Annotated in this window: 22 protein-coding genes and 2 tRNA genes; 18 read left to right on the top strand and 6 right to left on the bottom strand. The window is 71.2% G+C overall.

Annotated features, from left to right (window positions below):
* Positions 1-25 precede the first annotated feature (25 nt).
* From LHA26_RS01720 to LHA26_RS01710, 3 genes are read left to right on the top strand one after another with little or no spacing between them, the layout of a single operon-like run.
* The gene (locus LHA26_RS01720; RefSeq protein ID WP_252167033.1) at positions 26-736 is read left to right on the top strand and encodes an AAA family ATPase; all 711 of its coding nucleotides are present in this window, start codon (positions 26-28) and stop codon (positions 734-736) included.
* A 13-nt stretch (positions 737-749) separates the two neighbouring features.
* Complete coding sequence (locus tag LHA26_RS01715; RefSeq protein WP_252167032.1) at positions 750-1,175, top strand: hypothetical protein; 426 nt, start codon at positions 750-752, stop codon at positions 1,173-1,175.
* Complete coding sequence (locus LHA26_RS01710) at positions 1,172-2,545, top strand: tetratricopeptide repeat protein (RefSeq protein WP_252167031.1); 1,374 nt, start codon at positions 1,172-1,174, stop codon at positions 2,543-2,545. Before LHA26_RS01715 ends, LHA26_RS01710 begins: the two co-directional genes overlap by 4 nt.
* 17 nt (positions 2,546-2,562) lie before the next feature.
* On the opposite strand, the gene LHA26_RS01705 is transcribed toward LHA26_RS01710, so the two are convergent.
* From LHA26_RS01705 to LHA26_RS01690, 4 genes are read right to left on the bottom strand one after another with little or no spacing between them, the layout of a single operon-like run.
* Complete coding sequence (locus LHA26_RS01705) at positions 2,563-3,795, bottom strand: dihydroorotase (RefSeq protein ID WP_252167030.1); 1,233 nt, start codon at positions 3,793-3,795, stop codon at positions 2,563-2,565.
* Complete coding sequence (locus tag LHA26_RS01700; RefSeq protein ID WP_252167029.1) at positions 3,792-4,793, bottom strand: aspartate carbamoyltransferase catalytic subunit; 1,002 nt, start codon at positions 4,791-4,793, stop codon at positions 3,792-3,794. Before LHA26_RS01700 ends, LHA26_RS01705 begins: the two co-directional genes overlap by 4 nt.
* A gap of 33 nt (positions 4,794-4,826) precedes the next feature.
* A complete protein-coding gene (gene ruvX, locus LHA26_RS01695; RefSeq protein ID WP_252167028.1) occupies positions 4,827-5,282 on the bottom strand; it encodes a Holliday junction resolvase RuvX in 456 nt (151 codons plus the stop codon).
* A complete protein-coding gene (locus tag LHA26_RS01690; RefSeq protein ID WP_252167027.1) occupies positions 5,279-6,385 on the bottom strand; it encodes a DUF3089 domain-containing protein in 1,107 nt (368 codons plus the stop codon). Before LHA26_RS01690 ends, ruvX begins: the two co-directional genes overlap by 4 nt.
* Positions 6,386-6,518: 133 nt before the next feature.
* Here LHA26_RS01690 and gatC point away from each other — a divergent pair, with 133 nt between their 5' ends.
* From gatC to gatB, 3 genes are read left to right on the top strand one after another with little or no spacing between them, the layout of a single operon-like run.
* Entirely contained in the window at positions 6,519-6,806 is a 288-nt protein-coding gene (gene gatC / locus LHA26_RS01685) for an Asp-tRNA(Asn)/Glu-tRNA(Gln) amidotransferase subunit GatC (RefSeq protein ID WP_252167026.1), read from the top strand.
* Entirely contained in the window at positions 6,806-8,281 is a 1,476-nt protein-coding gene (gene gatA / locus LHA26_RS01680; RefSeq protein ID WP_252167025.1) for an Asp-tRNA(Asn)/Glu-tRNA(Gln) amidotransferase subunit GatA, read from the top strand. The genes gatC and gatA overlap by 1 nt, the downstream gene beginning before the upstream one ends.
* 40 nt (positions 8,282-8,321) lie before the next feature.
* Positions 8,322-9,779 carry an Asp-tRNA(Asn)/Glu-tRNA(Gln) amidotransferase subunit GatB gene (gene gatB / locus LHA26_RS01675; protein ID WP_252167024.1) on the top strand — a complete coding sequence of 486 codons (1,458 nt, stop codon included), beginning with the start codon at positions 8,322-8,324 and terminating at the stop codon, positions 9,777-9,779.
* Between the two features lie 43 nt (positions 9,780-9,822).
* On the opposite strand, the gene LHA26_RS01670 is transcribed toward gatB, so the two are convergent.
* Both LHA26_RS01670 and LHA26_RS01665 read right to left on the bottom strand, forming a co-directional pair.
* On the bottom strand, positions 9,823-10,707 hold the full coding sequence (locus tag LHA26_RS01670) for an aldose 1-epimerase family protein (protein ID WP_252167023.1): 885 nt from the start codon (positions 10,705-10,707) through the stop codon (positions 9,823-9,825).
* A 113-nt stretch (positions 10,708-10,820) separates the two neighbouring features.
* Complete coding sequence (locus LHA26_RS01665) at positions 10,821-10,994, bottom strand: hypothetical protein (protein ID WP_252167022.1); 174 nt, start codon at positions 10,992-10,994, stop codon at positions 10,821-10,823.
* A 110-nt stretch (positions 10,995-11,104) separates the two neighbouring features.
* Between LHA26_RS01665 and LHA26_RS01660 the strand changes: the two genes are divergently transcribed.
* The 12 genes from LHA26_RS01660 to LHA26_RS01605 all read left to right on the top strand — a co-directional run bounded on the left by LHA26_RS01660 (position 11,105) and on the right by LHA26_RS01605 (position 22,809).
* A tRNA-Leu gene (locus LHA26_RS01660) sits at positions 11,105-11,189 on the top strand.
* Positions 11,190-11,248: 59 nt separating this feature from the next.
* Complete coding sequence (tig, locus tag LHA26_RS01655) at positions 11,249-12,928, top strand: trigger factor (RefSeq protein ID WP_252167021.1); 1,680 nt, start codon at positions 11,249-11,251, stop codon at positions 12,926-12,928.
* Between the two features lie 71 nt (positions 12,929-12,999).
* Entirely contained in the window at positions 13,000-13,959 is a 960-nt protein-coding gene (locus tag LHA26_RS01650; RefSeq protein ID WP_252167020.1) for a glycosyltransferase family 2 protein, read from the top strand.
* 59 nt (positions 13,960-14,018) lie between these two features.
* On the top strand, positions 14,019-14,678 hold the full coding sequence (locus LHA26_RS01645; RefSeq protein ID WP_252168267.1) for an ATP-dependent Clp protease proteolytic subunit: 660 nt from the start codon (positions 14,019-14,021) through the stop codon (positions 14,676-14,678).
* Positions 14,679-14,800: 122 nt separating this feature from the next.
* Entirely contained in the window at positions 14,801-16,069 is a 1,269-nt protein-coding gene (clpX, locus tag LHA26_RS01640; RefSeq protein WP_252167019.1) for an ATP-dependent Clp protease ATP-binding subunit ClpX, read from the top strand.
* Between the two features lie 184 nt (positions 16,070-16,253).
* Entirely contained in the window at positions 16,254-16,982 is a 729-nt protein-coding gene (locus LHA26_RS01635) for a ParA family protein (RefSeq protein ID WP_252167018.1), read from the top strand.
* A 171-nt stretch (positions 16,983-17,153) separates the two neighbouring features.
* Complete coding sequence (gene lon / locus LHA26_RS01630) at positions 17,154-19,499, top strand: endopeptidase La (RefSeq protein ID WP_437441245.1); 2,346 nt, start codon at positions 17,154-17,156, stop codon at positions 19,497-19,499.
* 153 nt (positions 19,500-19,652) lie between these two features.
* A complete protein-coding gene (locus tag LHA26_RS01625) occupies positions 19,653-19,925 on the top strand; it encodes an HU family DNA-binding protein (RefSeq protein WP_252167016.1) in 273 nt (90 codons plus the stop codon).
* Positions 19,926-20,070: 145 nt separating this feature from the next.
* Positions 20,071-20,145, top strand: a tRNA-Val gene (locus tag LHA26_RS01620).
* A gap of 83 nt (positions 20,146-20,228) precedes the next feature.
* Positions 20,229-21,035 carry a hypothetical protein gene (locus LHA26_RS01615; RefSeq protein WP_252167015.1) on the top strand — a complete coding sequence of 269 codons (807 nt, stop codon included), beginning with the start codon at positions 20,229-20,231 and terminating at the stop codon, positions 21,033-21,035.
* Entirely contained in the window at positions 21,032-22,195 is a 1,164-nt protein-coding gene (locus LHA26_RS01610; RefSeq protein WP_252167014.1) for a M48 family metallopeptidase, read from the top strand. Before LHA26_RS01615 ends, LHA26_RS01610 begins: the two co-directional genes overlap by 4 nt.
* Positions 22,192-22,809, top strand: a complete 618-nt coding sequence (locus tag LHA26_RS01605; RefSeq protein WP_252167013.1) for a hypothetical protein — start codon at positions 22,192-22,194, stop codon at positions 22,807-22,809. The genes LHA26_RS01610 and LHA26_RS01605 overlap by 4 nt, the downstream gene beginning before the upstream one ends.
* The last annotated feature ends 10 nt before the right edge of the window (positions 22,810-22,819 follow it).

Genomic DNA, 22,819 nt, shown 5'->3' with positions numbered 1-22,819 from the left:
CCACACCGGCAAGATGGGGACCGGCATGCGCGTACTGGCTTTGGCATCGCAGAAAGGCGGCTCGGGGAAAACCACCTTGTCCGGCCACCTCGCCGTACAGGCCGAGCGGATGGGCGCGGGGCCGGTGGTGCTGATCGATATCGATCCGCAGGGGTCGCTGGCGGATTGGTGGAACGAGCGCGAGGCGGAGACGCCGGCCTTCGCGCAGACCAGCGTCGCCCGGCTCGCGGCGGATCTCGATCAGCTGCGCCAGCAGGGCTTCAAGCTGGCGGTGATCGACACGCCGCCCGCCATCACCATGGCGATCCAGAGCGTGGTCCAGGTCGCCGAGCTGATCCTCATCCCGACGCGGCCCAGCCCGCACGATCTGCGCGCGGTCGGCGCCACCGTGGAATTGTGCGAACGCTCGGGCAAGCCGCTGCTCTTCGTGGTCAATGCCGCTACGCCCAAGGCGCGCATCACGCAGGAGGCGGTGATCGCCCTCTCGCAGCACGGCACGGTCGCGCCGGTGATGCTGCACCATCGCGTCGATTTCGCCGCCTCGATGATCGACGGCCGCACCGTGATGGAGGTCGATGCCGCCAGCCGCTCGGCCGGCGAGGTGGCCGATCTGTGGACCTATGTCTCGGATCGGCTGGAGAAGAATTTCCGCCGCACCGTGTTCGCCGTGCCTGGCGCGGCGGCCGGCGCGCGCGGCGCCTCGGCCGGCTTCGGCCGCCGCGTCGCCGGTCAATAAGGACAATCCGACAATGCACGAAAAGGGTTTCGCCTCGCTTTCCGGATCGCTGCTGGCGCGCAAGGGCGCGGCGCGGCCGGCGCTGCGGGTCGCGCTGTCGGCGCTCGGCCCGGTCGACGCCGATGCGCCCGACGCGCCCGAGCCCGCCGCCGCGCCACGGCTGGTGGTGCGCCTGCCCGCCACCGCCGCCGACGAGGGCGACGCGATGGGCAGCGCCGCCGGCGTGCCCGAGCCGCTGAGCGCCTCCGAGTGCGTGCCGGCGCGGCCGCGCAAGGCCTTCACGCTGCGGCTGGACGCGGCGCGCCACGCGCGGCTGCGGCTGGTGTGCGCGGCCGAGCACCGCTCCGCCCAGAGCTTCCTGGTCGAGGCGCTCGACGCCGCGATCGCCGCCCGGCCCGATCTCGCCGCGCTGGCGGGCGCGCTGGAGCGCGAGGCATGAGGCGCGCGCTGCTCGTCCGCGTCACCGGGCTCGCGCTGCTGCTCGGCACCGTGACCATCGCCTGCACGCCCGATGGCGGGCGCGGCCATGTCGCCGGGCTGAGCGATCGCGCCGCGCCGGGGGCCGAGGCCGCGCGCGCCGCGCTGGCCCGCCACCAGGGCGCCCGCGCGGTCGCGCTCGCCGAGCGCGCGGTCGCCGAGACGCCGCAGGATGCGGCGCTGCGCCGCCTGCTCGGCCAGGCCTATCTTGCCGATGGCCGCGCCCGGGCCGCCGCCACCGCCTTCGACGAGGCCTTGCGCCTCGCCCCCGACCAGGCCTCGGCGACGCTCGGGCTCGCGCTGGCCGAGATCGGGCTGGGCGATGCCGCGCGGGCGCGGACACGGCTCGCCGCGCTGGCAGGCCGCGCGCCGGTGGCGGATCTCGGCCTCGCGCTGGCGCTGGCGGGCGATCGCGCCGCCGGCATCGCCATGCTCACCCAGCTGATCCGCGATGGCCAGTCCGATGCGCGCGCGCGGCAGAACCTCGCCTTCGCGCTCGCGCTCGACGGGCGCTGGGCCGAGGCGCGCGGCATGGCGATGCAGGATACGCCGCCCGATCGCATCGAGGCGCAGATCGCCGGCTGGGCGGCGCTGACCGGCCCCGATGCCGCTGCGCGCCAGATCGCGCATCTGTTCGATACAACGCCCCGCTCCGACGATATGGGCGAGCCGAGCGCGCTGGCGCTCGCGCTGCCGGCGTCGGCGCCGGTCGCGCTCGCGGCGGCGGAGCCCGCGCCCGTGCCGGCCACCGTGCCTGCGCCGCACGCCGCGCCCGCCATTGCTGCCGCGCCACCGCCCTCCACCGAGAGCGCACCGGCGCCGGTGCCGGCGCAAGTGGCGGAGCAGATGGAGCGCCCGGCCGCCCTGCCGATGCCGGCGATCGCGCCCGATCCCGATTTTGGTGCCGATCTCGCGGCCCGCGCTGCGCGCTCGGCGCTGCTGCTGCGCACCGCGCAGGCGATGATCCCGCCGCTGGTCCGCGCCCCCGCCGCGCCGTCGCGGTTGTGGCCGATGGGGCAGGGGGCGGCGGGCTTCGTCGTGCAGCTCGGCGCCTATGCCCGTCCCGCCGCCGCCGACGCGGCCTGGCGCGAGGCGTCACGGCTGAGCCCGCGCGTGGCGCGGCTTACGCCGGTGCGCGGTGGCGTGGGGCAGGGCGGCGCGGCGCTGGTGCGCCTCTCGGTGGGCGGCTTCGCCAGCCGGGACGCGGCGGCGGCGCTCTGCACCGCCATCCGCGCGCGCGGCGGCGCCTGTTTCGTCCGCGCCGCCGCCGGCGATGCGCCGCTGCGCTTCGTCAGCCGCGCCGCCGTTCCGCCGCGTCTCGCGCTGCGCTGAGCCTCGGGCGCGGCCGCTCAGCCGAGCGGCTGGCCGCCCTTGATCGTCTTGAGCACGCGCCCCTGCACGGGCAGCGCGTCGAACGGCGTGTTGCCGGCCTTGCCTGGCAGCGTTTCGGCGGCGATCCGCCAGGGCGCGGCATCGTCCACCAGGATCACGTCCGCCGGCGCGCCGACCGCGAGCGTGCCGCTGGCGAGGCCGAACAGCCGCGCCGGCGCGGCGGTGAGCAGCGCCGCGAGCCGGGGAAGATCAATCACGCCGTCGCGCACCAGCGTCAGCGCCAGCGCCAGCAGCGTCGCCGCCCCCGCCATGCCGGGCTCGGCATTGGCATAGGGCAGGCGCTTGGCTTCCGGCCCGCGCGGATCATGGCCGGAGCAGAGCAGATCGATCGTGCCGTCCGCCACGGCGGCGAGGCAGGCGGCGCGATCGCTTTCGGAGCGCAGCGGCGGCGACAGCCGCGCGAAGGTGCGGAACGGCCCGATCGCGGTATCCGACAGCAGCAGATGCGCGGGCGTGATGCCGCAGGTGACGCGCACCCCCCGCCGCTTGGCGGCGCGCACCAGATCGAGCGCGGCGGCGGTGGAGAGCTGGCGGAAATGGAGGCGCGCGCCCGTTTCCTCGGCCAGCATCAGATCGCGCGCCACCGCCATCGCCTCGGCGATCGCGGGCGCGGAGGCGAGGCCGAGCCGCGTCGCCGTCTCGCCATCAGTGGCGACGGCGTGGCGGACCAGCCCCGCATCCTCGGCATGGCTGACGACGACGAGATCGAGCGCGGCGGCATAGGCGAGCAGCCGGTGCATCAGCCCCGAATCGGCGATCCAGCCGCGCCCGGTGGCGACCGCGACCGCGCCGGCGCGCTTCATCAGCCCCAGCTCGGCCATTTCCTGCCCCGCCAGGCCGCGCGTGGCGGCGGCGATCGGATGCACGCGCAGGCTCTCGCGCCCGGCGGCGATCTCGCGGATCAGCGCCGGCTGGTCGAGCGGCGGCGCGTGATCGGGCATCAGCAGCGTGGTGGTGATGCCGCCGGCGGCCGCGGCGGCGGGATCGACCGCGAAGGCGCAGGCATCCACCAGCCCCGGCAGGACCAGCGCGCCCCGCGCATCGGCGACCGCGTCGGAGCGGCGGAACAGCCCGTCATCGACATCGCCCACCGCCGCGAGCAGCCCGTCCTCGATCAGCACGCCGCCCTCGACGAGCGTGCCCGCGACTGGATCGACGACGCGGGCGTTGCGAATGGCCAGCCGGTTCATGCCCAGCCCTCCACGCCGCGCCGTCCTCGGGTCAGCACGTCCAGACAGGCCATGCGCACCGCCACGCCCATCTCCACCTGTTCGGTAATGGCCGAGCGATCGAGATCGTCGGCGACGTCCGAGGTGATCTCGATCCCGCGGTTCATCGGCCCGGGATGCATCACCAGCGCATTGCGCTCGGCGCGGCGCAGCCGTTCGCGGGTGAGGCCGTACAGCGCGTGATATTCGCGCGGGCTCGGCACGAAGGCGCCCACCATCCGCTCCAGCTGGAGGCGCAGCATCATCACCACCTCGGCGCCCTCGAGCGCCGCGTCGAAATCGGTGAACACCGTCACCCCCATGCGTTCGATCGCGGGCGGCAGCAGCGTGGGCGGCGCCACCACCCGCACCTCGGCGCCGAGCGTGGTGAGCAGGAGGATGTTCGAGCGCGCCACGCGGCTGTGCAGCACATCGCCGCAGATGACGACGACGCTATGCTCCACCCGGCCGACACGGCGGCGGATGGTGAGCGCGTCGAGCAGCGCCTGGGTGGGATGTTCGTGGCGGCCATCGCCCGCGTTGAGCACGGGGCAATCCACCTTGTCCGCGATCAGCGCCACCGCGCCAGAGGCATCGTGGCGGATCACGAGCATGTCGGGGCGCATCGCGTTCAGCGTCACCGCCGTGTCGATCAGCGTCTCGCCCTTCTTCACGCTGGATTGCGCGGCATGCATGTTGACCACGTCCATGCCCAGCCGCTTGCCGGCGATCTCGAAGCTCAGCAGCGTGCGCGTGCTGTTCTCGAAAAAGGCGTTGATCTGGGTGAGGCCGGCGAGGCGGTCGTCATGCTTGGCTGTGGCGCGGTTGAGCGCGATCCACTGCTCCGCCTCGTCCAGCAGATAGGCGATCTCATAGGCCCGCAGCCCGCCGATGCCGAGCAGATGCCGATAGGGGAAGGGATGCGCGCCCTCCGGCACGGCGTGGGGCGAGGGGCTGGGCGACGGAGCGGGATCGGGCATGGCGATGCGCTGTATCGGGCGCCGCGCCGCGCCTCAAGCCATGGCGTCGATCGCGCCCTGCAGGATGTAGGCGGCAGCCATCTTGTCGACCAGCTCGGCGCGCCGGGCGCGCGAGGCATCGGCTTCGAGCAGCGTGCGGGTGACGGCGGCGGTGGACCAGCGCTCGTCCCACAGCAGCAGCGGCAGCGCCAGCGGCGCGAGATTGCGGGCGAAGGCGCGCACGCCCTGGGTGCGCGACGTATCCCCGCCATCCATGCCGAGCGGCAGGCCGAGCACGAGGCCGCGAATCGCCTGGCGCTCGCACAAGGCCGTGAGCGTCGCGAGATCGTGCATGAACTTGCCGCGCCGGATCGTCTCGGCGGGGCTGGCGATCGTCCAGGAGGCGTCGCACAGCGCCACCCCGATCGTCTTGGTGCCGACATCGAGCCCGGCGAGCCGGCCGCGCGCGGGGAGCGCGTCGCGGAAATCGAGCGCGGAGGCGTGGATCATCGCAGGCTCCAGGCGGCGAGCCGGCGGGCGGCATCGGCGCGGATATTGGCCCAGAACAGGGCATAGTCGAAGACATGGTAATTGTTGCCGGGCAGCACCGCCAGTCCATAGCCGGCCGGCGCGGCGCCGATCAGGAGCAGGCCATCGGCGGCGCAGCGCGCGGGCACCAGCCCGGGGACCAGCCGCGCCGCCTCCAGCCCCGCCTCGGGCCGGAGCGCGCCGAGATTCGCCGCCGCCGGGGCGCTCCCGCCGGCGGTGCCGGTGAGCGGATTGACGCAGAGCGCGGCCGTGCCGCGCCGGGGCGCGCCGGTAAAGCCTGCCGATGCGTCGTAGCGCAGCCGCAGCTGGCGCGGATCGGCGGGTTCGGCGAAGCTTTCCCAGCTGAGCAGGCAGCCGGCCTGCGCCGCCGCCGTGCAGGCGGGCAGGCCGAGCGCGGGCAGATCGGCCTTGATCGACACCGGCCAGCCCACCGCATAGGCGGCGACGATCCGGCGCGCCCGCGGCGTGCCGGCGATCCGCTCGCGCAGCAGGCGCAGCAGGTGGAAGCTGCCCTGGCTGTGGCCGGCCAGCAGGATCGGCGCGTCGGGCGGCGCCTCGGCGAGAAAGGTGTCGAAGGCGCGGGCGACGTCCTGATAGGCGAGATCGAGCGCGCGCGCCGCCTCGGGGCGATCGGTCAGGAAGGCGCCGATCGTCGCCTGGCGGTAGCGCGGCGCCCAGACCCGGCCGACGCCGGTAAAGGCGCTCGCCTCCGCGCCGGTGATCAGGCGCGAGCGCGCGTCGGCGATGCGATCGTCATAGGGCGCGTTCCAGCGCGAACGATCCAGATAGGTGGTGGGCGGGATGAAGAAGACCGCCGCCGGACCGGCGGGCGGCCGGGCGAGGCCGGCGGGCAGCCAGCGCGCGGCGTCGTCGCGCGCGCCGGGCCGGGCCAGCCAGGCGTCCGGCCGGCGATAATCGGGCGCGCCGGGCGGCATCGTCCAGCCGCCGTGCGGCACCAGCGCCGCGCGCATGATCGCGAAGGGCGCGAGCGACCAGGCCAGGCCCAGCGCCAGCACCAGGAAGATCAGCGCGGCGACGACATAGAGGAAGCGACGGGCGGCCACACGCAACTCCGGACTGGGGGCCCGCCGGCATCCGCGCTCGCGCCGCCGCCGTCAACGCCGATCGCATAGCCGACGGGCCGCGCCGCCACGCCTATCGCTTGATGCCGCATCGGGGCGATGCTAGCCGCGATTCATGTCCGTAGATCTCTCCACCGTCCAGAAGATCGCCGGCCTCGCGCGGATCGCCGTCAGCGAGGCCGAGGCGCAGGCGCTCCTTCCCGAGCTCAACAATATCCTCGGCTGGATCGAGCAATTGGGCGAGGTCGACACCGCCGGGGTCGAGCCGCTCGCGGCCGTCATCCCCAACCATCTCCGGCTGCGCGACGACGTCGTCAGCGATGGCGATGCGCGCGATGCCGTGCTCGCCAACGCGCCCCAGGCCGAACACGGCTTCTTCGCCGTTCCCAAGGTGATCGAATAGTGACCGAGCTGACTGATCTGGGCGTCGTCGCGCTGCGCGACGGCGTGCGCGACGGACATTTCTCCGCCCGCGAGGTGGCCGAGGCCTTTATCGGCGCGGTGGCGCGCGGCCGCCCGCTCAACGCCTGGCTGGTGGAAACGCCCGACCATGCCATCGCCGCCGCCGAGGCGGCCGATCGCGCCCGCACCGAGGGCGCGCTGCTGCCGCTCTCGGGCGTACCGCTCGGCATCAAGGATCTGTTCTGCACGGCGGGCGTCGCCACCACGGCGGCGAGCGCGATCCTCGACGGCTTCGTGCCGCCCTATGAATCCACCATCACCGCCAAGCTGTTCGGCGCCGGCGCGGGAATGCTCGGCAAGCTCAACATGGACCAGTTCGCGATGGGCTCGTCCAACGAGACCAGCGCCTTCGGCCCTGTCGTCTCGCCCTGGCGGCGCGGCAATGACGAGGCGGCGTTGACGCCCGGCGGATCCTCCGGCGGCTCGGCGGCGGCGGTGGCGGCGCGCATGGCGCCGGCGGCGACCGGCACCGACACCGGCGGCTCGATCCGCCAGCCCGCCGCCTTCGCGGGCATCGCCGGGATCAAGCCCACCTATGGCCGCTGCTCGCGCTGGGGCGTGGTGGCCTTCGCCTCCTCGCTCGACCAGGCCGGACCGATGGCGCGCGACGTGCGCGATTGCGCGGCGCTGCTCGAGGCCATGTCGGGCTTCGACCCGCGCGACGCGACCTCGCTCGATCTGCCGGTGCCGGCCTGGGAACAGGGGCTCTCCGCCGATCTGCGCGGCAAGCGCATCGGCATCCCGAAAGACTATCGGGTGGAGAATATGCCCGCCGAGATCGACGCGCTGTGGCAGCGGGGCATCGGCTTCGCGCGCGACGCCGGCGCCGAGATCGTCGAGGTGTCGCTGCCGCACACGCGCTACGCCCTGCCGACCTACTATATCATCGCGCCCGCCGAGGCCTCGTCCAACCTCGCGCGCTATGATGGCGTGCGCTACGGCCTGCGCGACCTGCCCGACGGCGCCAATCTGCAGGAGATGTACGCCGCCACCCGCGCCGCCGGCTTCGGCGCGGAGGTGAAGCGCCGCATCATGATCGGCACCTATGTGCTCTCGGCGGGCTTCTACGATGCCTATTACACCAAGGCGCAGAAGGTGCGGGCGCTGATCGCGCGCGATTTCGAGCAGGCCTTCGCGCAGTGCGACGCGCTGCTCACGCCCACCGCGCCCTCGGCGGCGTTCGGTCTGGGTGAAAAATCCGATCCGATCGCCATGTATCTGAACGACGTCTTCACCGTGCCGGCCTCGCTGGCGGGGCTGCCGGCCATGTCGGTGCCGGCCGGGCTTGACGCGCAGGGGCTGCCGCTGGGGCTGCAGATCATCGGCCGGCCGCTCGACGAGCAGGGCGTGCTCAACGCCGCGCTGGCGATCGAGGAGCGCGCCGGCTTCGCCGCCCGGCCCGGGGCGTGGTGGTGAGCGGGTCGCGGGCGCGGCCCGGAAACAAGGTTTGATGACGATGAGCGACTATCGCATTGCAGGCGCCACGGGCGATTGGGAGGTCGTGATCGGCCTCGAGGTCCATGCGCAGGTGACGAGCAACTCCAAGCTCTTCTCCGGTGCGGCCACGGCGTTCGGCGCGGAGCCCAACGCCCAGGTGAGCCTGGTCGACGCGGCCATGCCGGGCATGCTGCCGGTGCCCAACCGCGAATGCATCCGCCAGGCGGTGCGCACCGGGCTCGCGCTGGACGCGGTGATCCACCGCTGGTCGCGCTTCGACCGCAAGAATTATTTCTACGCCGATCTGCCGCAGGGCTACCAGATCTCGCAGCTCTACCACCCGCTGGTGGGCGAGGGCGCGATCACCATCGAGCCCGAGGGCGGCGCCGCCAAGACGATCGGGATCGAGCGCATCCATGTCGAGCAGGATGCGGGCAAGCTGATGCACGATCAGCATCCCACCCGCTCCTATGTCGATCTCAACCGCTCGGGCGTGGCGCTGATGGAGATCGTCAGCCGCCCCGATATGCGCTCGCCGGCCGAGGCCGGGGCCTATGTGAAGAAGCTGCGCGCCATCCTGCGCTATGTCGGCTCGTGCGACGGCAATATGGAACAGGGTTCGATGCGCGCCGACGTCAATGTCTCGGTGCGCAAGCCCGGCCAGCCCTTCGGCACCCGCACCGAGACCAAGAACGTCAACTCGATCCGCTTCGTCATGCAGGCGATCGAGTTCGAGGCGCGGCGCCAGGTCGATCTGATCGAGGAGGGTGGCACGGTGGTGCAGGAGACGCGCCTGTTCGATCCCGACAAGGGCGTCACGCGGTCGATGCGCTCCAAGGAGGATGCGCAGGACTATCGCTACTTCCCCGATCCCGACCTGCTCCCGCTCGAACTGGACGAAGCCTTTATCGAGGCCGCGCGCGCCAGCCTGCCCGAGCTGCCCGACGCCAAGCGCCGGCGCTACCAGGAGGCGCTTGGCCTCTCCGCCTCCAATGCCGAGGTGCTGACCGCCGATGTCGAGACCGCGCGCTGGTTCGAGGCGATGCTCGCCGCCGGCGCGCCGCCTAAGCCTGCCTCCAACTGGGTGACGTCGGAGCTGTTCGGCGCGCTCAACCGGCTGGGCCGCGACATCACCGACAGCCCCGTCTCGCCCGAGCGGGCGGCGGCGCTGCTCGCGCTGATCGCCGACGGCACCCTGTCCGGCAGCCTCGCCAAGCAGGTGTTCGAGCTGATGCTGGAGACGGGCGAGGATCCCGCCGCCATCGTCGAGGCGCACGGGCTGAAGCAGACCTCCGATACCGGCGCGATCGAGGCCGAGATCGCCAAGATCCTCGCCGCCAATCCGGACAAGGTGGCGGACTATCGCGGCGGCAAGGACAAGCTGTTCGGCTTCTTCGTCGGCCAGACGATGCGCGCCATGGCGGGCAAGGCCAATCCGGCGGTGGTGAACGAGCTGCTCAAGAAGGCGCTCGGCTGAGCGCCGGCCGGGCGGGGCGCGCGCCGCCGCCCGCTCGGTGCGATCAGATCGGCACGCCGATCGTCAGCGCCATGGCGAGCGTGCGGCGCTCGTCCGGCGCGAGCGTGATGACGCCCGGCTTATCGGCGAATTCGCCCGCAAAACCCTCGGCATCGGCATGGCTGTGCCAGGGCTCGATGCAGAGATAGCCGGCGCCGGGCTTGGTCCAGATGCCCAGCATCGGCATATCGGCGAAATCCACGCGCACCCCGGGCTGGCCCGCCACGCCGAAATAGAGGCCGCGGCTCGCCGGCCGGTCCCACACCAGCGCGTCCTGCTCGAACAGGCTGTCGTGCAGGTGGATCTCATTGTCGTGCACCGGCGAGACGCGCGGGGCAGCGGCGATCAGCCCCTGATCGGTGATCGCCCGGAGCGGCTCGGGCTCGTCCGCGTCGAAGCGGATGATGTGCTCGAAGCGGCTCTGCGCGCCGGTGCCGGGCAGCGGCCAGCGCAGCGCGGGGTGGAAGCCGAAGCCGAAGGGCATCGGCCGTGAGTCGCGGTTGCTTATCTCGACGCTGGTCGTCAACGTGCGCGCGGCGAGATGATGCGTCACCGCCAGCTCGAAGCGGAAGGGATAGTGCGCCAGGCTCTCGGCGCTGTCGCGCAGCGTGAAGCGGGCGCTGGCCGAATCGGCCTCCGCGCAGGCGAAAAGCTGCTCGCGGGCGAAGCCGTGCTTGCCGAGCGGATAGCGCGTGCCGTCGAAGCGCGCGCCATCGGCCAGCATGCCGACGGTGGGGAAGAGCAGGGGCGCGCGCCCGGTCCACCAGCGCGCATCGCCGTCCCACAGCCAGTCCTGGCCGGCGGCGTCGGTGATCGATTGCAGCTCGGCGCCGAGCGGCGCGATGGTGACGGTGAGATCGGCGGAACGGAGGGTGACGAGATCGGTCATGACGCGCGGCAAATCCCTGTGCCTGGCGCCGGGCCGGGAGAGCCGTGGCGCGACGCCCCGGGCATAGCCGAGCCGAGGCCCGGCTTCACCCTCGGTTCGTCGCGCCCGCCGGTTCAGCCGTCCTGATCGCGATTGGTGCCGCCGGTGCCGCCGGTGCCGCCGGACGTACCCGGATCTTCCTGCGGCGACTTGTTCTTGGCGTTGGCCGGCTCGCTCTCTTCCTCGATCCGCCGCAGCGCGGCGACGTCCACCTCGACCGGCGCCGGGTCTTCCTGATTGTCCTGCATGGCGCTTCTCCTTACACGGGATCTGGTCAACGTGTCGGCGCCGCCGGCGGGTCCGCGCTTGTAACATGAGCGACGCCTGCTATAGACGCGCGCCGACCGGCGGCAGGCTCGCGGGCGTGGCGGAACTGGTAGACGCGCCGGATTTAGGTTCCGGTATCGCAAGATGTGGGGGTTCGAGTCCCTTCGCCCGCACCAGTGCCTAGCCGCCCGGGGGCCCAGCCGCCTCAACCGATTCCGACGAAGAAGGCCTTGTGATGCAGACTGTCGAGACGTTGAACGAGGGGCTGAAGCGCGCCTACAAGCTCACCATCCCCGCCAAGGAGATCGACGCGCGCGTCGAGGCCCAGGTCTCCAAGGTCGCGCCGCAGGTCCGCATGCCGGGCTTCCGCCCGGGCAAGGTGCCGGCCAATCTCGTCCGCAAGATGCACGGGCCGGCGCTGCGCCAGGAGGCGCTCAACGAGGCGGTCCAGCAGGGCATCCAGTCGCTGATCGCCGAGAACAAGCTGCGTCCGGCCATCCAGCCGCAGGTCGAGCTGGACGAGGGCTATGAGGATGGCGGCGACGCCGCCGTGGCCGTCAGCCTGGAGATCCTGCCCGACGTGCCGACCCCGCAGATCGAGGGGCTGACGCTGGAGCGTCTCACCGTCGCGCCGCAGGACAGCGAGATCGACGCGCAGATCGAGCGGATCGCCGCCGGCGCCAAGCGCCATGAGACGGCGCCCGAGGGTCATGTCGCGGTCGAGGGCGATCTCGTCGTGATGGACTTCAAGGGCACGGTGGACGGCGTCGCCTTCGAGGGCGGCACCGGCGAGGGCATGTCGGTGGAGCTGGGCTCGGGCCGTCTGATTCCCGGCTTCGAGACCCAGCTCGAAGGTGTGGCGCTGGGCGAGACCCGCACGCTGCACGTGACCTTCCCGGAGGATTATCCGGTCGACACGCTCAAGGGCAAGCCGGCGGAGTTCGAGATCACCGTCACCGAGCTGAAGGTGCCGGCCGAGACCCAGATCGACGACGAGTTCGCCAAGCAGCTCGGGCTCGAGAGCCTGGACCAGCTGAAGGGCCTGATTCGCGGCCAGGTGGAGCAGGAGCTGAACGGGCTCACCCGCACCCATATGAAGCGCAAGCTGCTCGATCAGCTCGCCGCCGGCCATGATTTTCCGGTGCCGCCCTCGATGGTGGAGGCCGAGTTCCAGCAGATCTGGGCGCAGCTTCAGCACGAGGCGACGCACGAAGCCGATCCCGAGGCCGCCAAGGCGGAGCTCGAGAAGGACCGGGGCGATTATCTCGCGATCGCGGAGCGCCGCGTCCGCCTCGGCCTGCTGCTCTCCGAGATCGGCCAGGCCAATGGCGTCGAAGTGTCGGCGCAGGAGATGCAGCGGCTCGTCGCCCAGGCGGCGCAGCAGTATCAGCCCAAGGATCGCGAGCGCTTCGCGCAGTATATCCAGCAGGATCCAATGGCCGCCGCGCAGCTGCGCGCGCCGCTCTATGAGGACAAGGTCGTCGACTTCCTGTTCGGCAAGGCCGAGATCACCGATCGCGCGGTGGCGCGCGAGGAGCTGGAAGCCGCGATCGAGAGCGAGGATGGCTTCGCCTCGGGCACGCACATCCATGACCATGACCACGACCATGGGCACGACCATGGCCATGACCATGACCATGGGCACGACCATGACCATGACCATGGGCACGACCACGACCATGGCCACGATCACGAGCATGATCATGGCGCCGAGGCCGAGGCCGCGCCGGCCGAAACCAAGAAGGCCGCCAAGCCGCGCGCCAAGAAGGCCGACGAGGCGGTGAGCGAGGAGGGCGCCGAGGGCGAGGCCGCGCCCAAGAAGCCGCGCGCCAAGAAGGCGGCGGCGCCGGCCGGCGAGGGCGAGGAGAAGCCCAAGGCCAAGCGCGCCGCCAAGAAGACCGCCGAAGAGGCGTGAACCCGGTCGTCGCGCGGCGCGGCCCCGGGGTCGGCGCCGCGCGACACGGATCGGACGGGGAAAGAGCGAGGATGAGCGGGCTGGCCGCCGGGCGGGGGCCGCGCATCGCGGTGCTGCTGCCCTGCTACAATGAAGAGGCCGCGATCGGCCAGACGGTCGCCGCCTTCCGCGTCGCGCTGCCGGGCGCGACCGTCTATGTCTACGACAACAACTCCACCGACCGCACGATCGACTATGCCCGCGCGGCGGGCGCGGTGGTGCGCAGCGAGCGGATGCAGGGCAAGGGCCGCGTGGTCCGCCGCATGTTCGCCGATGTCGATGCCGATATCTATGTGCTCGCCGATGGCGACGCCACCTATGATGCCGCCGCCGCGCCGGGCATGATCGCGCTGCTGGCGGGCGAGCAGCTCGACATGGTGGTGGGCGCGCGGCGCTCCGAGGTGGAGCTGGCCTATCGCCGCGGCCACCGGCTCGGCAACCGCCTACTCACGGGCATGCTGGCGCGGCTGTTCGGGCGCAGCTTCTCGGACATATTGTCGGGCTATCGCATCTTCTCGCGTCGCTTCGTGAAGAGCTTCCCGCTCCTCTCGCAGGGTTTCGAGATCGAGACGGAGATCAGCGTCCACGCGCTCGAGCTGCGCATGCCGGTGGCCGAGGTGCCGACCGACTATGCCGCGCGCCCCGCGGGGTCGGCGTCCAAGCTCTCCACCTATCGCGATGGCTGGCGGATCCTGCGCACGATCCTCGATCTTTTCCGCATCGAGCGGCCGGCGCTGTTCTTCGGCGCGATCGGCGCGGCGCTGCTGCTGCTGGCGCTGCTGCTCGCGGCGCCGCTGGTCGGCACCTATCTGGCCACCGGGCTGGTGCCCCGCCTGCCCACCGCCATCCTTGCGACCGGCCTGGTGATCCTCGCCTTTCTCAATTTCTTCGCCGGGGTGATCCTGGATACGGTGACGCATGGCCGGCGCGAAATGCGGCGGCTCGCCTATCTCCAGCTGGCCGCGCCGCCCGCGCCACCAGAGGAGACTTGAAGTCCGCCGCCCAAGCGCCGATGTTGCATCGGCTAAGGGCAGAAGGACCACCACTTCCCATGAATCCCGAAATTTTCCCGCACGGCTTCGCTGGTGCCGATGCGGCCGCCGGCCTGGTGCCGATCGTGATCGAGCAATCGAGCCGGGGCGAGCGCAGCTTCGACATCTATTCGCGGCTGCTGCGCGAGCGGATCGTGTTCGTGAACGGGCCGGTCGAGGATCACATGGCCGCGCTGATCTGCGCGCAGCTGCTGTTTCTCGAGTCGGAAAACCCGAAGAAGGACATTTTCCTGTACATCAACTCGCCCGGCGGCGTGGTGACGGCGGGCATGGCGATCCACGACACCATGCACTATATCCGTCCGCGCGTGGGCACGATCTGCCTGGGCCAGGCGGCGTCGATGGGCGCGTTCCTGCTCTCGGCGGGCGAAAAGGGGATGCGCTACGCAACCACCAACGCCCGCATCATGATCCACCAGCCGTCCGGCGGCGCGCAGGGCATGGCGTCGGACATCGAGATTCAGGCGCGGGAGATCCTGCGCATGCGTCACCGGCTCAACGAGCTGCTTGCGAAGTACACTGGTAACCCTCTTGATGTTATCGAGAAGGCGGTCGACCGGGACAAATTCCTCGAGGCCGACGAGGCCAAGGCATTTGGCATCGTGGACGAGGTGTTCGACAAGCGGCCCGAGCCGACCGAGGAAAAGGCGGCGGCCTGAGGCGCTCCGCCGGCGGGACGGGCGGTGGCCACAAGGCCATTGCCCGACCGCCGGGAGCGGCTAGGATGCCTCCGAGTCAGAAGACTGCAAACCCCGTGTTTCGCGGTCGTTGAGGACGAAGTATGACCAAATTGAGCGGCGGCGACAGCAAGAGCACTCTCTATTGCTCCTTCTGCGGGAAGAGCCAGCACGAGGTGCGCAAGCTGATCGCCGGCCCGACCGTGTTCATCTGCGACGAATGCGTGGAGCTGTGCAACGACATCATCCGCGAGGAGACCAAATCCTCGCTGGTGGCCAAGCGCGATGGCGGCGTGCCGACCCCGCAGGAAATCTGCGACGTGCTGGACGATTATGTCATCGGGCAGAAGCAGGCCAAGCGCGTGCTCTCGGTGGCGGTGCACAACCATTATAAGCGGCTGAACCATGGCGCGAAGGGCGCCGATGTCGAGCTGGCCAAGTCGAACATCCTGCTGGTCGGGCCGACCGGGTGCGGCAAGACGCTGCTCGCCCAGACGCTGGCGCGCATCCTCGATGTGCCCTTCACCATGGCCGATGCCACGACGCTGACCGAGGCCGGTTATGTCGGCGAGGATGTCGAGAACATCATCCTCAAGCTGCTCCAGGCCTCGGACTACAACGTCGAGCGGGCGCAGCGCGGCATCGTCTATATCGACGAGATCGACAAGATCAGCCGCAAGGCGGACAATCCCTCGATCACCCGCGACGTGTCGGGCGAGGGCGTGCAGCAGGCGCTGCTCAAGCTGATGGAGGGCACCACCGCCAGCGTGCCGCCGCAGGGCGGGCGCAAGCATCCGCAGCAGGAATTCCTGCAGGTGGACACCACCAACATCCTGTTCATCTGCGGCGGTGCCTTTGCCGGGCTGGAGAAGATCATCGCGGATCGGCTCCAGGGCAAGTCGATCGGCTTCGGCGCCTTCGTCGCCGCGCCCGAGGAGCGTCGCACCGGCGAGGTGCTGCGCCAGTGCGAGCCCGAGGATCTGCTCAAGTTCGGCCTGATCCCCGAATTTGTCGGCCGTCTGCCGGTGATCGCCACGCTCGAGGATCTCGACGAATCGGCGCTGGTGAAGATCCTGTCCGAGCCGAAGAACGCGCTGGTGAAGCAGTATCAGAAGCTGTTCGACATGGAGGGCGTGAAGCTCTCCTTCACCGACGAGGCGCTGGTGGCCGTCGCCCGCAAGGCGATCGACCGCAAGACCGGCGCGCGCGGCCTGCGATCGATCCTCGAGGCGATCCTGCTCGACACCATGTTCGAGCTGCCCTCGATGGAAGGCGTGGACGAGGTGATGATCGACAAGGATGTGGTGGAAGGCCGCAAGGAGCCGATCCGCGTCTTCTCGAAGAAGCAGAAGGAAGCCCCCGGCGCGGCCTGACGCGCTGCCTCGCGGTGACGAAAAAGGGCGTCCGGAGCGATCCGGGCGCCCTTTTCGCGAGGAGGCGATCCGGCGGCGGGCGGCCGGGTGGCGCCGGCCCTGGCGATGCGGGCCGCGCCGCTTTCCCGATGATCCATGTTGGCGACGGCGCCGGCTGCGCTACAGTGGCGGGGAAAGGACCATCATGGCGATCATCGCGATTTACAGTGCCAAGGGCGGCGTGGGGAAGACGACGCTTGCCGTGAACCTCGCCTGGTGCGCGGCGATGCGCGCCCGCCGGCGGACTCTGGTGTGGGATCTCGACGGGCAGGCGGCGGCGAGCGCGATCCTGGCGCGCGCCGAACCGCGCGTGCCGGCGCGCGAGGTGATCGCGCGCGACGAGCCGCCCGAGGCGGCGATCGTGCCGACCGGTGTCACCGGCCTGGATCTGCTACCCGCCGATGGGTCGCTGCGCAGCCTGGACGCGCTGTTCGCCGGGCTCGACAAGCGCAAGCGCCTCGCCAAGCTGAGCCAGGCGCTGGATCGCAGCTATGATCGCGTGCTGCTCGATTGCCCGCCGGGGCTGGGCGATACCGCCGAGCAGGTGATCCGCGCGGCCGATCTGATCGTACTGCCGCTGGTGCCCAACAGCCTTTCGCGCCGCGCCTTCGATGAAGTGCGGCGCCATCTCGGCAGCGGCGGCAAGGCGCCGCCCGTCCAGCCCGTCTTCACGCTGGTCGATCGGCGCCGCGCCGGCCACCGCGCCGCGCTGGCGGCCGAGCCGGACTGGCCGGTGGTTCCCGCCGCGGCGGTGGTGGAGCAGATGGCGGATCGCGGTGCGGCGGTGGGCGACTATGCGCCGCGCACCCCGGCGGCGGCGGCGTTCGATGCGCTCTGGGTGCGGATCGAACGCCTGCTCTGTGCGCCATCCTGATCCAGACCGGCATAGATGGCGCCGTTGGATCAAGGGCTTCATTGATTGCCGCGATCCGCGTCGCCATATTCCGGGTCGAGACAAGCGCGGCGAGATGCCCGCGCGCTGGAGATTGCATTGACCGAGACCCTGCCCGTCCTCCCCCTGCGCGACATCGTCGTGTTCCCGCAGATGATCGTCCCGCTGTTCGTCGGCCGCGACAAGTCGGTCGCCGCGCTCGAGTCCGCGATGGCGGCGGACAAGGCGATCTTTCTCGTCGCCCAGCTCGATCCCGCCGAGGATGATCCCGATCGCGCGGCGCTGTACGATGTCGGCGTGGTCGCGACGGTGCTGCAGCTGCTCAAGCTGCCCGACGGCACGGTGCGCGTGCTGGTGGAGGGCAAGAGCCGCGCCGAGCTGGCGAGCCTGGAAGCGGTCGAGACGCACCTTGTCGCCGAGGTGACCGCAATCGAGGAGCAGCAGGTCGAGGGGCCCGAGGCGCAGGCGTTGATGCGCTCGGTGATCGACCAGTTCGAGACCTATGCGCGGCTCAACAAGAAGCTCCCCGCCGAGACCGCCACCCAGCTGGGCCAGGTGACCGAGGCCGCGCAGCTGGCCGACATGGTCGCCTCCAACATCCAGGTGAAGGTGGCCGAGAAGCAGGCCATGCTGGTCGAGCCCGATCCGCTCAAGCGGTTGGAAATGGCGTTCGCCTTCATGGAGGGCGAGCTTGGCGTGCTGAAGGTGGAGAAGAAGATCCGCTCGCGCGTGAAGCGCCAGATGGAGAAGACCCAGCGCGAATATTATCTCAACGAGCAGCTCAAGGCGATCCAGCGCGAGCTGGGCAATGAGGGCGAGGAAGGCGAGGGCGACGAGGCGGCCGAGCTCGCCGCCAAGATCGCCAAGCTCAAGCTCTCCAAGGAAGCCCGCGCCAAGGCCACGGCCGAGCTGAAGAAGCTCAAGACGATGGCGCCGATGAGCGCGGAAGCGACCGTGGTGCGCAACTATATGGACGTGCTGCTCGGCCTGCCCTGGGGCAAGCGGAGCAAGGTGAAGCACGACATCGCCGAGGCGCAGCGCATCCTGGACGAGGATCATCGCGGGCTCGAGAAGGTGAAGGAGCGGATCGTCGAATATCTCGCGGTCCAGGCGCGCACCAACAAGCTCAAGGGGCCGATCCTGTGCCTGGTCGGGCCGCCCGGCGTGGGCAAGACCTCGCTCGGCCGCAGCATCGCCAAGGCGACCGGACGCGAATTCGTGCGGCAGTCGCTCGGCGGCGTGCGCGACGAGGCCGAGATCCGCGGCCATCGCCGCACCTATATCGGCTCCATGCCGGGCAAGATCGTCAACAATCTCCGCCGCGCCGGCACCAGCAATCCGCTGTTCCTGCTCGATGAGATCGACAAGCTCGGCCAGGATTTCCGGGGCGATCCGGCGAGCGCGCTGCTCGAGGTGCTGGATCCGGAGCAGAATGCCAAGTTCCAGGATCATTATCTGGAGATCGACCTCGATCTCTCGGACATCATGTTCGTCTGCACGGCGAACTCGATGAACATGCCGCAGCCGCTACTGGACCGGATGGAGATCATCCGGCTGGAGGGCTATACCGAGCAGGAGAAGGTGGAGATCGCGCGGGCGCATCTCATCCCCAAGCAGGAGGATGCGCACGGGCTGAAGCCGGGCGAGCTCAGCATCACCGATGGCGCGCTCACCGATCTGCTGCGCTATTATACGCGCGAGGCCGGCGTGCGCACGCTGGAGCGGGAAATCGCCCGGCTGGCGCGCAAGGCGCTGCGCCGCATCCTGGAGGCCAAGGCCGAGCGGGTGACGGTGGACAGCGACAATCTCGCCGAATTCGCGGGCGTGCGGAAATTCCGCTATGGCGTGTCCGAGGAAGAGGACCAGATCGGCGCGGTGACGGGCCTCGCCTGGACCGAGGTGGGCGGCGAGCTGCTCACCATCGAGGCGGTGACGGTGCCCGGCAAGGGCCAGGCCGCCACCACCGGCAAGCTCGGCGATGTGATGAAGGAGAGCGTGCAGGCGGCCTTCAGCTTCGTGAAGGCGCGCAGCCCCGCTTATGGCGTGAAGCCCAGCCTGTTCGCCCGCAAGGACATCCACATCCACCTGCCCGAAGGGGCGGTGCCCAAGGATGGCCCTTCGGCCGGCATCGGCATCGCCACCGCGATCATCTCCACCCTCACCGGCCATGCCGTGCGGCGCGATGTCGCGATGACGGGCGAGGTGACGCTGCGCGGCCGCGTGCTGCCGATCGGCGGCCTCAAGGAGAAGCTGCTGGCGGCGCTGCGCGGCGGCATCCGCACCGTCCTCATCCCGGCGGAGAATGAGAAGGATCTGGTGGAGATCCCCGCCTCGATCACGGCCGGGCTGGAGATCGTGCCCGTGCAGCATATGGACGAGGTGCTGGCGCGTGCGCTGGTCGCGCCGGTGAGCGCGATCGAGTGGACCGAGGCGGACGAACTCGCCGCCGAACCGGCGGCGCTGGCGGCGCGCGCGGCGGAGGCGACGATGCGCCACTGACGGCCGGAACGGTTGATCGCAAGGGCGGGGCGTCACGCTTGACTCGCGTGATTCTCCGCTCTTTCTTTTTGACAGGGAGAGGGACCAGGGCTCTAGTGCCCTCCTTTCGCTGCGGAAAGATTCCGGGGTCCGTCAAAAAAAGGGGGTTAGAGAATGAATAAGCAGGAGCTGATCACGAGCGTATCCGATTCCACCGGCCTGAGCCGCCAGGATGCCGGCAAGGCCGTGGAGAGTGTCTTCGAGGGGATTACGGGTGCGCTGAAGCAGGGCGATGAAGTTCGGCTTGTCGGCTTCGGCACCTTTTCCGTCTCCAAGCGCAAGGCATCGACCGGACGCAATCCGCGCACCGGCGAGCCCATGTCCATCTCCGCGTCCAGCCAGCCCAAGTTCCGGGCCGGCAAGGGGCTGAAGGACGCGGTGAACTAAGCGGCGCGCGCGCCATGCCCGGCGCCCCGCCTTTTCCGCCCCGATGACGAAAGGGGTGGACAGGCGCCGCCGGGGCTGGTAGCCGCGCCACCTCACGGGGAGATCGCCTCTTCCCGGGCCCGCCGCGGCGGGCCAATCGGTACGTGGGCGCGTAGCTCAGCGGTAGAGCACACCCTTCACACGGGTGGGGTCACAGGTTCAATCCCTGTCGCGCCCACCACGTACCCCGGCCTCCCGGATATCCCGATCTCGCGCCCGGCGCCTGCCCATTCTAGCCCTTCGGGCGGGGAGCGGGCGGACGATATGCACGGGTGCGGCCAGGCGACGGAGCAGCGGCGGGCGGCCGGAGGCGGCCACGCGCGTCGTTCCGCCTCCGCCCTGCTGGCGGCGATCGTCCTGTTGCCCATTTCCGCGCCGCTCGCGGCGGCGCTGCCCGACGCGCCCGCCGCCGCCACCTCGATCCTCGCCATGCCCGCGATCGGCCGTGCGCCCGGTTTCGTCGGCCTGCCGGCCGGCGCGCGCCTGCTGCTGCTGCGTCTCACGCTTCTGATCCAGAACCAAGCGGCCGGCGGCACCACCCAGCCGCTCGCCGAGCCGACCTTGCGGGCCCGCGCTCAGCTTCAGACGGCGCTGACGGCGGCGCTCGCGGCGCGGGGCCTGCGGCTCGTCACCATGGCCGTGCCCGAAGCCGAGGCGCAGGCGCTGGCGACGCATCTGGCGCTGTTCGATCTGGTCGCGGCGGCGGCGGTGCGCGGGCAGCTGCGTGCGGGCGCGCGGCTGCCGAGCCTGGCGGGCCGGCCCTTCGACTGGACGCTCGGTCCGGGGCTCGCGCCGCTCGGGCATGCGGCCGGTGCCGATTATGGGCTGATCGTGGAGGATGAGGACGCCTTTGGCGAGCCCGGGCGCAAGCTGGCGCAGCTGCTCTTCGCCGGATCAGGCCTGTTCCTGGAAAGCGGCGTGCATCGGGGCCGCGCGGCGCTGGTCCGGCTCGCCGACGGCGCGCTGCTGTGGCTGTGCGACGATCCGCGCATGGGTGGCGATCCGCGCTCGGTGGATGGCGCCGGGCGGCGGGCGGGGCAGCTGCTCGCCGGGCTCACAGTGGCGCCTTGAGCCGGTGCCGCGCCGCGATCGCGGCGGTGCTCGCCGCCTTGCTGGCGGCGGCGGCGCCGCCTTCCGCCGTCGAGGAGGCGCCCGCCGCTCAGGGCCCGGTCACGACGCTCGAGCGCGGCCTGTGGCTGTATCTGGACATGCGCGAGGCGGAGCTTCGCGCCAGCCGCTTCCTGGTGCGTGACGCGGCGCTCAATGCCTATGTGCGCGCGCTGCTGTGCCGCACCGTCGGCGAAGCGCGGTGCGCGCCGCTGCGGATCTATATCGTCCGCAATGCCGGCTTCAACGCCAGCGCCGCGCCCAACGGCATGATCGAGCTGTGGACCGGCCTGTTGCTGCGCACCGAGAGCGAGGCCGAGCTGATGGCGGTGCTGGGGCATGAGCTGGGCCATTTCGAGGCGCGGCACACGCTCCGCCTCGCCCGCGAGGCGCGGCGGACAAGCGATGCGGCTTTGTGGGTGCAGGCGGCGGGCCTGCCGGGCTCGGGTTATGCGCTCTACGGCCTGATGGGCCATCTGCCCGCCTTTTCGCGCGATCAGGAGCGCGAGGCGGACCGGCGCGGCTTCGAGGATCTCGCCGCCGCCGGCTTCCGCAGCCTCGCCGCCGCCGAATTGTGGGAGCGGATGCTGGCCGAGGCCGATGCCCGCGCGGCGGCGCGGGGCACGCCCGCGCGGCCCGAGGCCCGGGCGGATTTCCTCGACGATCATCCCGCCGTCGCGGAGCGTGCGCAGAGCCTGCGCGCGGCCGCGCGCGTGCGGCCGGGCGGCGGCGAGGATGGGCGCGAGTCCTATCGGCGGGCGCTGGCGCCGTGGCGCGATCGCCTGCTCGCGGATCAGATCGCACGCCACGATCGCGGCGGCAGCGACTATCTGATCGGCCGAATGGCGGCGGTGGAAGGTTGGACGGCGCCGCTGCTCGAGGCGCGGGGCGATGTGTATCGCGGCGACGCGGCGGCCGAGCACCAGGCGCGCGCCCTGCGCTTCTATCGCGCCGCCATCGACACGGGTGCGGCGCGGCCCGAGGCGTGGCGGGGGCTCGGGCTTGCCGCGCTGCGGATCGGCAGGACGGCCGAAGCGGCGGCGGCGCTGCGCGCCTATCTGCGGCAGCGGCCCGACGCTCCGGACGCGGCGCTGCTGGCGTCGCTGATCGGTGACGCGCCATGAGCCGGGTCGGGACGCTGGGGCTGGCGCTGCTGCTTTCGGCCGCGCGGCTCGACGCCATCGGCATCGGCGGCGCCACGCTGGTGCCCGCGCAGAGCGAGGCGCGGCTCGCGGAGCGGCTGCGCGTCCGTCCCGATCGGGCGTGGAGCCGGCTGCCGGGCCGGCTCGCCCGCCGCGAAGAGACATGGACGCTGCACGGCGCGCGGCTGGATGCGCTGCGCTTCTATGCCGGGCTTCCGCCCGGCACCGCGCTGCTGCCGGGGCGCGGCGGGCAAGACGGCACGCTGCCGCGCTTCGCCGCCTCGATGGGACCGAGCGAGGTGATCGGCCTGTTCGATTCGACCATGCGGCTCGGCCTGGACACGCCGCTTTTCATCCTCGATCGCGCCTGGCCGGCCAAGTTCGCGGGCCAGCCCGGTTTCGGCTTCGCCTATCGACTGGTGCGCAGCGATGCGCCCGTGCTCGAGCTGCGCGGCGAGGCGTTGGGCGCGATCATCGAGGGCCGGCTCTACCTGATCGTGTTCGAGGCCCCGGCGCAGCACTATTACGAGGCGGGCCTCGCCGCCGCGCGCCAGGTGATGGCCAGCGCCCGGCTGGTCGCCGCACCGGCGCGGTAGCGGTGCGTCG

The sequence above is a fragment of the Sphingomonas morindae genome (genome assembly GCF_023822065.1).
GTDB lineage: Bacteria > Pseudomonadota > Alphaproteobacteria > Sphingomonadales > Sphingomonadaceae > Solisphingomonas > Solisphingomonas morindae.
The sequence above is the reverse complement of the archived record's forward strand: the minus strand, read 5'-3'. Positions and strand labels throughout refer to the sequence as shown.